Source organism: Wolbachia endosymbiont of Litomosoides sigmodontis (assembly GCF_013365435.1).
GTDB lineage: Bacteria > Pseudomonadota > Alphaproteobacteria > Rickettsiales > Anaplasmataceae > Wolbachia.
On record NZ_CP046577.1, the window covers coordinates 997,935 to 1,008,501 of the forward strand.

9 protein-coding genes and 1 pseudogene are annotated in these 10,567 nt (G+C 32.9%); 8 read left to right on the forward strand and 2 right to left on the reverse strand.

Going from position 1 to position 10,567, the window contains the following annotated elements:
- The first annotated feature begins 10 nt into the window (after positions 1 to 10).
- From GOY07_RS03975 to GOY07_RS04000, 7 genes and pseudogenes are all read left to right on the forward strand, one after another.
- A complete protein-coding gene (locus GOY07_RS03975) occupies positions 11 to 1,222 on the forward strand; it encodes an MFS transporter (protein ID WP_175838411.1) in 1,212 nt (403 codons plus the stop codon).
- Between the two features lie 49 nt (positions 1,223 to 1,271).
- Positions 1,272 to 2,549: a serine hydroxymethyltransferase gene (glyA, locus tag GOY07_RS03980; protein ID WP_175838412.1), complete on the forward strand. Its 1,278-nt coding sequence runs from the start codon at positions 1,272 to 1,274 to the stop codon at positions 2,547 to 2,549.
- Between the two features lie 727 nt (positions 2,550 to 3,276).
- Positions 3,277 to 4,172 (forward strand): annotated as a pseudogene (locus GOY07_RS04750) (transposase).
- Between the two features lie 615 nt (positions 4,173 to 4,787).
- Positions 4,788 to 5,432 carry an HAD family hydrolase gene (locus GOY07_RS03985; RefSeq protein ID WP_175838414.1) on the forward strand — a complete coding sequence of 215 codons (645 nt, stop codon included), beginning with the start codon at positions 4,788 to 4,790 and terminating at the stop codon, positions 5,430 to 5,432.
- The gene (locus tag GOY07_RS03990; protein WP_175838416.1) at positions 5,429 to 5,923 is read left to right on the forward strand and encodes an RDD family protein; all 495 of its coding nucleotides are present in this window, start codon (positions 5,429 to 5,431) and stop codon (positions 5,921 to 5,923) included. Before GOY07_RS03985 ends, GOY07_RS03990 begins: the two co-directional genes overlap by 4 nt.
- A gap of 183 nt (positions 5,924 to 6,106) precedes the next feature.
- Positions 6,107 to 6,349, forward strand: a complete 243-nt coding sequence (locus GOY07_RS04470) for a ferritin-like domain-containing protein (RefSeq protein ID WP_246224402.1) — start codon at positions 6,107 to 6,109, stop codon at positions 6,347 to 6,349.
- Between the two features lie 112 nt (positions 6,350 to 6,461).
- A complete protein-coding gene (locus GOY07_RS04000) occupies positions 6,462 to 7,082 on the forward strand; it encodes an SURF1 family protein (RefSeq protein ID WP_175838417.1) in 621 nt (206 codons plus the stop codon).
- A 51-nt stretch (positions 7,083 to 7,133) separates the two neighbouring features.
- Here the strand turns inward: GOY07_RS04000 and GOY07_RS04005 are convergent, their stop codons facing one another.
- Together GOY07_RS04005 and GOY07_RS04010 are read right to left on the reverse strand one after the other, a co-directional pair.
- Positions 7,134 to 8,852, reverse strand: coding sequence for a cation:proton antiporter domain-containing protein (locus tag GOY07_RS04005; RefSeq protein ID WP_175838419.1), 1,719 nt, complete (start codon positions 8,850 to 8,852; stop codon positions 7,134 to 7,136).
- A 5-nt stretch (positions 8,853 to 8,857) separates the two neighbouring features.
- Positions 8,858 to 9,430, reverse strand: coding sequence for a thioredoxin family protein (locus tag GOY07_RS04010; RefSeq protein WP_175838421.1), 573 nt, complete (start codon positions 9,428 to 9,430; stop codon positions 8,858 to 8,860).
- A 109-nt stretch (positions 9,431 to 9,539) separates the two neighbouring features.
- Between GOY07_RS04010 and tmk the strand changes: the two genes are divergently transcribed.
- Entirely contained in the window at positions 9,540 to 10,142 is a 603-nt protein-coding gene (gene tmk, locus GOY07_RS04015) for a dTMP kinase (RefSeq protein WP_175838422.1), read from the forward strand.
- Positions 10,143 to 10,567: the final 425 nt, after the last annotated feature.

Consider the following 10,567-nt stretch of genomic DNA (forward strand, 5'->3'; position numbering starts at 1 on the left):
GGTGAGGTTGATGCTACAGAGAAATTTCTCAATATGGTTGTTAACATCGCTGTTCTACGCATACCAATATGTATTACGTGTAATTCCAAACATAATTGCACCTGAATTAATAACGAAGTTTAACATAAGCATTACGGATGTTGGTCAATTTGGAGGCCTATACTATATAGGCTACACATTTACTCATATACCTGTCGGTCTTGCCCTTGACAAGTTTGGGCCAAAATTTGTCTTGCCTACATGTATTGTTTTAACGTCTGTTGGAACATTGCCGCTCATATGTTTTGATGAGTGGTATTACTCAATGCTCGGTAGGGTAATTGTTGGAGTAGGATCATCTGCTTCAGCGATTGGAATCTTTAAAATTGCGAGCATGTATTTTTCGCAGGAAAAATCAGCAAGAATGGTCAGTTTATCTATAATAATAGGATTACTTGGAGCTATTTATGGCGGATTACCCCTGGATTTCTTATTTAGCAAGTTTGGTTGGGATTATGTTATATATGCTTTCTCAGCGTTTGGTTGCTTACTTGCCTTGCTGCTATTCTTTATAACGCCAAACAATAGTACAGAGAAAAATGTAAGTAATAATGTATTTCAAGATTTAAAAACTGTGCTTTTTAACAAAAATATCATGCTGATCAGCTTTTTTGGTGGCTTAATGGTTGGCCCGTTAGAGGGTTTTGCTGATGGGTGGGCAAAGGCATTCTTATGTGAAGTATATCAAATAACCGGAGACTTAGCTTCTTCACTTTCTTCTCTCATGTTTATAGGCACGGGAGCTGGGTCATTATTTTTAGCTTACTTTCTAGAGAAGTATCCAAATAGGTACTACGAAGCAATTATTGTGTGTTCTCTTACAATGATCGCCAGTTTTCTCTTGCTTTTCACACAGATTGGAGGTTTATATGCCGTATTCCCTACACTTCTTATTGTCGGCTTTGCATCTGGATACCAGGCATTTATTATTTGTAAAGCAATAAGTTATGTAAACAATAGCTTGGTAGGCATAGCTACAGCTATGTCGAACATGATAGTTATGGTTTTTGGTTATTTTTTTCACACTGGAATCGCAAAAATAGTAGATTTATACTGGGATAGAACGGTAATACAAGGAAATCCTATATATGGTATTGAGCTGCTAATAAAGGCAATCTCAATTATTCCTATATGTTTACTTTTGGCTGTTTTTGGATTCGTTTGGTTAAAGAAAAGGTTTTAAAGCTACTCGTGATATTTTAGTATTATTAAATTAAAGTGGAGTCTTACCTATGACAAGTGTTTCAGAGAGAATCTGTAATTCTAAAAGAAATTTAAAATTTTTCGATGATGAGATTTATCAATCTATAAAGAAAGAGTTGCAGCGTCAAAGATCACAATTGCAACTGATTGCATCAGAAAATTTTGTAAGTAAAGCAGTAATGGAAGCACAAGGTTCTTTTCTGACTAATAAATATGCAGAGGGCTATCCAGGCAAAAGGTATTACTGTGGTTGTGAATATGTAGATGAAGTTGAAAATTTAGCTATAGAAAGACTCTGTAAGCTATTTGATATTAGATTTGCAAATGTTCAACTTCACTCTGGTTCTCAAGCAAATCAAGCGATATTTGCTTCACTACTTACTCCAGGAGATACAATACTTGGGTTATCACTAAGTTGCGGAGGACATTTAACTCATGGCGCAGCACCAAGCCTTTCTGGCAAGTGGTTTAAATCGATTCAATACACAGTTGATCAAGGCACTTATCTGCTCAACATGGACGAAGTGGAAAGGCTAGCACTTGAACATAAGCCAAAATTGATTATAGCTGGTGCTTCTGCTTACCCAAAAAAAATAGATTTCAAGCGTTTTCGCGAGATTGCAGATAAAGTTGGTGCATATTTACTTGCAGATATTGCTCACTATGCCGGACTTATTGCAGCAGGTGAATACCCTTCACCTGCTGAGTATGCGCATATTATAACTTCCACGACTCATAAAACTCTACGTGGTCCTCGCGGTGGAGTGGTAATGACAAATGATGAAGTACTACACAAAAAAGTTCAATCTACAGTTTTTCCAGGATTGCAAGGTGGACCTCTTATGCACGTGATAGCTGCAAAAGCCGTTGCATTTAAAGAGGCATTGGCACCAGAGTTTAAAGCATATATCAAAAGAGTTGTGGAAAATGCAAAAGTGCTAGCTCAAGAATTGCAAAAGCATGGACTGAGCGTTATAACTGGTGGCACTGACTCCCATATAGTACTAGTTGACTTAAGATCACAAAAATTGACTGGAAAAGGCACTGTAGATAGCCTTGAAAGGGCTGGTATTACCTGCAATAAGAATTCTATACCATTTGACACGGAAAAACCCACTATTACTTCAGGGCTGCGTTTTGGTACTGCTGCTGAGACAACACGCGGACTTAGAGCAGAGCATTTTAAAGAAATAGCTAACCTAATAAATGAAGTGATTCATGGGTTGATTAACGGAAACAGCACAGATATTGAGGAAATAGTAAAAAATAAAGTTAAAGAGATTTGCGATGATTTCCCTATTTATTAATAGTCGCTCTAAGCTATAAGAGCTGCAAAAAATCACTTGATAAACCCTGACAATTTTCTTGTCAATGATAATTGGGTATTCAATCATCTTCAATTTATATAGATTAAGCAACGAAACCATTATGTGATTTGTACCTTACATTTAATTTTTTGCACCATGTACACTTTATACTTTCATAACATTTCTCCGGTCTTTATCTATATAAGCTGAAATGCACTTATAAAGTGTTCAAGGTCCGTATAGTACACTAATTTACAAGATTAGAGAGTAAAATAATACTATCTAATACCAATTCTTACTGTTAAATAAGCCAAATAAATGACTTGCAGAAGCATCTAATTGCAGAGTGAAAAATAAAGTTAATAAATTTGCGCAAAGTGTTCTCAAGCAAAGCAATTGTATTACAGATTTTATCATACGAAACGCTCTGTTTTATATATAATCAAAGTCTCTAATAGGATTAAGTTCAGGTGTGAGTATGATGGCAGGTACATAATCTCAATATTTTTTTAGATACCTTTAAATTTTTTGACTTATTCCAACTAGTACAACCTATGATAAAAAAAGTTTCTCATAGTCTTAAATATTGTAACATCTGTTCAAGAAATATATTCATACAACCAGTGTTAACATTTAGTATAAATAATACCAATTTACACTGTACAAGAATGGATAGACAATAATAGAAAAGAAGTCTTACTGAAGCAAGCAAAATAGCAAAGTTTAAATGACATTGAAATTATTAGATGAAAAAGTCGTAGAACCAGCAAAAGAAATGCTAAAAAAGTACAAATAACACCATATATCGCAAAAAAACTAAATACTATAATTGCAGCAAAAAAGCACAGTATAATAGCCATAGCAAAAATATGTTACACTCCAAAAACAGCACTAATTACATGGATAAAGCACCTAAAACTTAAAAAAAAGAGAAGAAAATTTATTTATCCCCATCTTCAACGTCGTAGAAAATTAGATTGAATCAGGATTAATTTGAAGTATGGATACAAGAAAATCTTAACATTATACCACAATATATAAAAAATGAAGTTTTTGTATACTACGCCAAGACCAATTCACAATGAATAAGATAAAGGTAGATATGGAGAGTTAAAAAAAACTTAATGAGAGATTATTTTGTAAATATCTTGAATAAGAGTTATTCATCTTTGATGAATCGTGGTTTGCACACATTCGAAAGTTGGACACTGGTGATTAAAAAAGGACATTAGAGCACAGATTAAAGTAAAATTATGTAGACAAAATTTTTATCCCTAAAGTGCAATTAAATCCTAGAAATGGAAGAGAGTACCAGCTTATTCTTACCGGACTGTCAACACTAATTGTATGAATATATCTCTTGAACAAATGTCACAATATTTAAGACAAGAGAAGCCTTCCTTGTCATGGTGGTGCTAGTGGGCATAAGTCAGAAAATTTAAAGGTACCAAAAATATCGAGATTATATACCTATCACCAGACTTACCATAGCTCAATCTTATTGAGAGATTTTAGTTATATATAAAATAGAACATTTTGCGTAATAAAGTCTATAATATAATTACTTTGTTTGAGAGCGCTTCGCGCAAATTTATCAACTCTCTTTATTCACTCCGCAATTAAACAACTCTATTGTGTCACTTATTTAACGCATTAACAATGAGAATTGGCACAATAGCTTTATGATTTAGGCTTTTGTAAAGTTTGAAAAATCCACCTCTATTTACCGATAATTGTTGTATCTGTTTATATAGAAGTCTCTTTTTGTTCACTTTACTCAAAATTTTTACCTTCTACCATAGGCTTTTTCAGAGCTTCTTAGAATTTTTATCACTTCTCGTCCTACAACTATATTAGTGGTTAAGCTCAGCAATTTTCTCAAAATTTTGATGTACTTTTTCAGTGCGAGCTCTTTCAATTTTCAAGCTTCTTATTCAATTTAGTAATGGTCTGTACTTTATCCTTTAATGAAGCTCCTTTTGAAAAAGGACCTGAAAAACGCTCAAAAAATATCTTTAAATTTTCTTTCGATACCTCTTTAAGATGAGTTTTTGAGCTTAATTATACACCTACTTAATAATAAAACATATAAAAACTAGTATAATAACCCATTATATAAAACAATTAACACAATTTGCAATAAGGAGTGCCTCTTTCAATCACCAAGAGCATCATATTTACATCTCTTCCATTAAAATGTTATTTACTTACTAAGTTGAAACACGTAACAATGTAGAAATGAAGAATAGCCCATTAGCAGTGGTATTCGATTGGGATAATACCTTAGTTGATACCCGAGACAATATTTTTAATGCCATCCAGCATACTTTAGACTCAATGGGACATAGTAATAAAGCTGCTGATAGAAAAAATTATTATGAGTCAAGAAAAAGCTATATGGTCAATTTATTTGGCAATCAATGGAAAAAAGCAAATCAGATATACCAACAATACCTAGATAACGCACTGTTGCAAAACATTACTCTAAACCAAGGAGTAGAGAAAATGTTGCAGACATTAAAAAGCCACAATATTTATCTAGCAATAGTAAGTAACAAAAAAAATACTAATTTACGTGAAGAAGTTACCTATTTCAAACTAGATTCTTACTTTGAAAAAGTGGTTGGTTCATGCGATACTGCAGAAGATAAACCATCTGCAACCCCATTATTGTTTGCACTGGAAGAGAGCGCATTGCCTATAGATAGAGGAAACGTGTTTTTTGTTGGAGACAGCATCACGGATATTCTGTGTGCACAAAATGCCAGTTGCTTACCTATTATATACGGCCAACCAATAAGTGGCTACGAAGATTTGTTATGTTTTCAACATTTTAACAGACTTACAGATTTCATAATAAAGTATTTGAAAGATAGACAATGAACACTGTAACAGAGATTACCAGTATAAAAAGGCGCCTTTGCGCGTATTTAATAGATATAGCAATCTTATTAATTCCAAATTTATTAATTATACTGTTGTTGAAGAATTTTCCATTAATTTTAGATCTATCATATATGTGTGTAAATTGTAGTTACTTCACATATTTTATATCTTCAGCAGCTCAGGCAACCCCAGGTCAGCAGTTAATGAACATACATACCATAAGCCTAGACGGTTCCAAAATAGGCTTGAGTTTAGCATTTGATAGAAGCATCTCTCAATTTTTTCTTCATCTATTAAACAACATAATATCTATCCTCATCGAGTTTTTCCAAGAGCAAAACACGTTAGTAAGTGCCTTAATCGTGCTGGGAGTAATTACGTTGCTGCTCACTTTCTTCTGGTATTTGATTGCTTGCTTCTCTCAGAAAAAGCAAACATATCACGACATGCTATTTAATACGATTGTTGTAAAAGGAGTCATCAAATGAATTGATATCATCCTCGTTGTTATATAGATAATATCGATAAATTAACTATAGGAAGATTATCAATAAAGAGATGGTAAAGCATTTGAACAAATTACTAATCGGTAAATTGACTTCTGCGTACCAATGTCTTCTGTGTTCTTTAACCATCAAAGAAAATGGAATCAATAAATTTGCAAGATAAAGATGAAAAACAAACTTAATGAGAAACTTGAGCATGAAAATAAGCAAATAGAAAGAATTCTACTGCTTAAAGGTATCCCAAACTTTCAAGATACAAATGAGATCTTAAAGTATAAGGAAAAATTCATAAAAGATATAATACGGAAAATTTTAGAAAGAGACTTGAAATTAGAAGAAATAAAAAACTACAATAAGGCAATTTCTATACCTGAAAAAGAAAAGGATTTTGTCAGCGCAACTTATTAGGAGAGCTATTAGAAAATGAGGAAGAGTACAATTATTGAATTGAAAGAGCAAGATTACAACCTCATTGAGGTTATAGTGTTGAGAATTATTTAAGAATGCAAAAAAATATAAAGTGTTAAAAAAAACAATATTTATTTTAATTATACCTTGCTTACTTCTTTTTTTATTAGGGTTGTGGCAGTTATTTAGGCTGAACTGGAAGAGTAATATTATCCAAAATATGAACCTCCCAGCTGTTCATTTATTGCCTAATAATGATCTTGCTCGATTTAATTACAGGCATGTTAAAATCGATGGAATTTTAAGTGATATAGAACTATATGTTTTTGCAGGACAGCGCGGTTATTATACACTGTCTCCCATGCTACTCACTACTGGACGTTATATGCTAGTGAATAAAGGGATAATCAGAGAAAAAAAAGAGGAAAAAGCAAAAGTCGTAAAAGTAGCTGCTGATGGTATTTTGTACTGCGATAGCAGTAAAAGCAAAAGTTGGTTAATCAAGAATAATATTACTTTGAATACGTGGGTTACCCTTAATACAAAAGAAATATCCAATGAATTAGGTATTAAGCTAGAAAAATGTATTCTGTGGCAGAAAGGTTTTGGCGGGAAATTAGCTATACAGCCAATGAAACATCTGGAGTATGCAATAACTTGGTTTACGCTTTCTTTGACTTGGTTAATTATGTGTATAGCTTATTATAGACAAAACAAATGCCACCTAAAATAGGTGAGCTTACCCAATTACAAATTGAGATAACAGAGGAGAGTTTAAAAAACGCTATTCATCCATATCATTGCTAATGTCCTTTATCATACTATAGTTACCTTTCCTAAACTTACTCTTTAAAAATGCAACTCCACTTTCGCTAATTCCACTTAAGCTCAACGCTGCTCCACCTAATTGCAAACCCATCTCGGATGTCTCTGGAATGATTTTGCTAGCTCCAAGAGCTTTATATACTTCTACATTACTTAGATCTGGTAAACGTATTATAATATTTACATGTGGAAAATTTGTTGCAACCAGAGAAATAATCTTCTTTATAGTAACTTCGTTCTTTATTGAGATCACAAGAGCTTGGGCTCTTTCTATTCCTACTGATTTTAAAATTTCATATCTCGTAGCATCTCCAAGATATATAGGAAAGCTGTCACTTTTCCCTTCCTTAACTATTTTTGATTGAATATCTACAACAACATAACTTAAATGCTCTGCAGTAAGCATTTTTGTTACCATATATCCTACTCTACCAAATCCAGCAACTATTACATGGTTATAAAGATCTTGTGTATCTGTCTCAACAGCTTCATCATCTAGCATTACTTTTTCAGTGCTAAATGAACTTACTATCCAATCTCCAAGTCCAGATAAAAGAGGAGTAAAAGCCATAGTTACTGTGGTCACCATCATAAGCACTTGAGCAATTTCACTTGGTAGCACATTCAATTCATCTGCTAAACGAAATAGAATAAATGCGAACTCACCTCCTTGTGCAAGCAGTAGCCCAGCTTGTATAGCAGGAGCACACTTAAACCCAAAAAATCTACACAATATATATATGATAGATGTTTTTAAAACTATCAAAATAATCGACAATAAAGTAATTAGTGGCAACTTATTGAGTAAAAGATCTATGTTGATAGACATGCCAACAGTCATAAAAAATAAGCCGAGTAGCAAATCCTTAAATGGCAACACCGCATGTTCTACTGAGTGTCTATGTTCTGTTTCCGCAACTAACAATCCAGCAACAAATGCACCTAATGCCATCGATAAACGAAATTGCTCAGTAATAAATGCTGCTCCTAATATTATTAAAAGTGTAGTTGATATAAAGACCTCATTACTTTCCATTCTAGCAATAATCGAAAATAAAGGTCTAAGTAACAACCTACCAGTTATAAATATCATTACTAATGCAATAGCTGCTTGTAACAATGAACCTGTTAATGAACTTATCAGACTGTTCTCAGAGTTACCAGTAAGTAGAGGCACTAATACTATTAACGGCACCACTGCGAAATCTTGCATTAATAGCACTGCTATTGATAACCTACCAACCTGACTTGCTTGAGAACCTTTTTCTTGCAAAACCTGTAACACTATTGCTGTTGAAGACAATGCAAGTCCGCCACCAATAACTGCTGCCATATTTGTATTCACTCCAAAAGCAAGAGCAATGCACCATATCGCTACCATAGTGACTATAACTTGAAGGGAACCAAACCCAAATACATGAATGCGCATAGCAATAAGGCGTTCAAATGTCAACTCAAGACCTATAATGAACAACAGAAATACCACGCCAAATTCTGCAAAGTTATCCATTGCTTTGGCTGAATGTATTAGATTAAATCCATGAGAGCCAATCAACGCACCTGCAACAAAGTAACCTAGCACTGGACTGATATTCATTTTCCAAAACGCTATGACTATAAAGACAGCAGCGGAAAGTAAAATTATAATATCAAACAAATGTTGAGAACCGCTGTGCATGATATTTAACTTGTAGAATTAGACCATTTTATTGAGCAACCAATACTTGATTTTTGATCAACAGGAGGATTACCAGTTTCTGCAATAAATTTCATAGCTTGAAATAAATCACTACTCCCTATTTCATAGTTTTGTATTTTTTCTTTTTTTGCACTGTTAAAACGTCCACGATAGCAAAGATTTAAATTAGCATTAAAGCCAAAAAAATCAGGAGTACAAACAGCACCATACTCTTTAGCTACTTCCTGTTTGCTGTCAAGCAAATACGGAAATGTAAACTTATTTTCCTTGGCAAAATCAATCATATTTTTAAAGGAATCCTCCGAGGACTCATTTACATCATTTGGCATTATTGCAATGACATTTATTTGATAATCTCTTTTTAACAAATTAACATCACTCACTAGGTTAGTAATAATTGACTGAACGTAAGGACAGTGATTGCATATAAACATTACAATAAAACCATTTTTTCCATAACAATCACTTAATGTATAGTATTTGTTATCCACCCCAAGAAGATTAAAATCCTTTGCAGTAAAATTAAAATCTACCTTAGGAGTATTTAAAGCAATCATAGCTTAGAGAGCATTACAACCTATAACTTATAGTCTTATTACTCAAATGTCAAATAGTTCTTATACATAACTATATGCATATCATTTTCTAGTATTATAATCAAAATTTATGTTCATAACTTTTGAAGGAATAGATGGCTCTGGTAAGACAACACAGTCTGAATTGCTTGCAAATTATCTCAAGCAAATTCGCGGTGAAAATAATGTGATATTGACTCGAGAACCAGGTGGCACTAACTTTGCAGAAAAGATAAGAGGAATACTGCTTAAGAACAGCATTGATCCTATCTCTGAACTTTTGCTGCTCATCTCAATGAGATATGAGCATGTTAAAAAAGTAATATTACCAGCTCTAAAAGAAGGAAAGATAGTGATTTGTGATCGATTTATCGATTCAACTATTGCATATCAAGGATACGGACTTGGTATTGACCTAGAGCTAATACAAGACCTACACAAATTAGTAAAAATTAAACGCCCAAATGTCACATTTATCCTAGACATTGATGTTCAAATTGGGCTAAATAGAGCAAAAGATAAAAACAAATATGAAAAAATGAACACTAGTTTTTACTATAAGGTTCAAAAAGGATTTCAAGAGATAGCTATAAAGGAGCCTGACAGATGCAGTATTATAACTGAAATTAAAGCTAAAGATAACAATCAAGTTCATGTTGAAATTATTAATAAAATCACTAGTACTATGCAATAAAGCCAGCTTTGCTAAAAAATGAAAAGTAAAAGGTTAATTTCAACACTATTTATAAAAAATAATCCACTGCCTACACTTAAGTTATTCTCCGCATTTAAGCTTTCTCTAATTTGCCCTTCTTCTTTATCTTTTCCTTAGTAGTGCTGTTTCAAACTTTAAACTTCTAACAATCGTACTAAAATATCTATATCAGATACGTATATTTATACCGATGCTCATTGATTAATAGGTCAAATAAGTAAAATTGCAGAGTTGTTTTATTCTGAGTAAAATATAGAGAGTTAATGAATTTGTACAAAGGCTCTCAAGCAAAGTAATTGTATTTATAGACCCTATTACAAACATAGTTCTGTTTTATATATAATTAAAATTTCTCAATAAGATTAAGTTTAGGCAAGTTTAGTAATAGGTATGCAACCTCGATA

Excerpts from the sequence above, each read along its gene's own strand:
- tmk (WP_175838422.1), top strand. The coding sequence starts at position 9,540 with ATGTTCATAACTTTTGAAGGAATAGATGGCTCTGGTAAGACAACACAG.
- GOY07_RS04010 (WP_175838421.1), bottom strand. The coding sequence starts at position 9,430 with ATGATTGCTTTAAATACTCCTAAGGTAGATTTTAATTTTACTGCAAAG.
- GOY07_RS04470 (WP_246224402.1), top strand. The coding sequence starts at position 6,107 with ATGAAAAACAAACTTAATGAGAAACTTGAGCATGAAAATAAGCAAATA.
- GOY07_RS03990 (WP_175838416.1), top strand. The coding sequence starts at position 5,429 with ATGAACACTGTAACAGAGATTACCAGTATAAAAAGGCGCCTTTGCGCG.
- GOY07_RS04005 (WP_175838419.1), bottom strand. The coding sequence starts at position 8,852 with ATGCACAGCGGTTCTCAACATTTGTTTGATATTATAATTTTACTTTCC.
- GOY07_RS03975 (WP_175838411.1), top strand. The coding sequence starts at position 11 with ATGCTACAGAGAAATTTCTCAATATGGTTGTTAACATCGCTGTTCTAC.
- GOY07_RS03985 (WP_175838414.1), top strand. The coding sequence starts at position 4,788 with ATGAAGAATAGCCCATTAGCAGTGGTATTCGATTGGGATAATACCTTA.
- glyA (WP_175838412.1), top strand. The coding sequence starts at position 1,272 with ATGACAAGTGTTTCAGAGAGAATCTGTAATTCTAAAAGAAATTTAAAA.